General features: G+C 28.0%; 1 pseudogene. It reads left to right on the forward strand.

The features are described 5' to 3' along the window. A pseudogene (locus M3600_RS28410) lies at nucleotides 1-728 on the forward strand (hypothetical protein); the annotation flags it as partial. Nucleotides 729-950 lie beyond the last annotated feature (222 nt).

Consider the following 950-nt stretch of genomic DNA (forward strand, 5'->3'; position numbering starts at 1 on the left):
GAACTTTCACTATGGAGGATCTAAGGCATAAGTTAGGGGCAACAAATATATATCCAGCTTATGGGAATTTTAAGCAACGAATATTACTACCTTCTCAAAAACAGATAAATAAAAAATCAGATATCACATTTGAATTCCAAGAGATCAAACAAGGAAGAGCAGTTAAAGAGATTAAATTCTTTATACAAACCAAAGATTCTATTATTCAACCTTTACCCTTACCTGTTCCTATATCTAAATCCATTGAACATGAAGTGTTAAGTACAGAAGAAGTTGAAAAAGATATTTTTGTCGTGTCTAAAGATGATATCAAAGAAATAAAAAACCTGGCTAAGGATTTAGGTTTTAAGGTGACGAGTAAAACGATACAAATTTGGTTGGATTATGGGAAAAGAAATGTAATTCAAGTAATGGAGTCAATTAGAGATAATTATAAAATAGAAAATCCAGTAGGCTTTATCACATACAAATTAAAGCATGAGACAGATAACGAAATCCTTGAAGTAAATCCTATTGATGATGCCATTCAAGATTTTATAAATAGTCATATACCAAAACGTAAAATAAAAAGAGTAGAGTTTTTAACAGACTGGATGATGAAAACAAAAGCTTTACAAACATTTAGTAAGTACATGAATGAAGATGATGCTTTAAATTTATGGAATTCAAAGAAAGACGCAATAATGGCAGAACTAAATGATCGTAGAGGAAAAATGATTTTAAATTAAAAAAGCAAAAACTAATATGGTTTTTGTTTTTTTTTATAGAAATTATCAATATTGAACTATCTATTGCTATAGGGAATTTTATTATGTAGAATAGAAACTCGCTTAAAGAAAGAAGATAATAAAAAGTTTTTAAAAGAAGTTGACTTCCACGAATATGGATGATATATTAGTACATGTCGCTAATGCGAAAAAACATTCTTTCTTTTTTTAAAAAAAGTTTGT

The sequence above is a fragment of the Niallia sp. MER 6 genome (assembly GCF_023714395.1).
GTDB lineage: Bacteria > Bacillota > Bacilli > Bacillales > Cytobacillaceae > Niallia.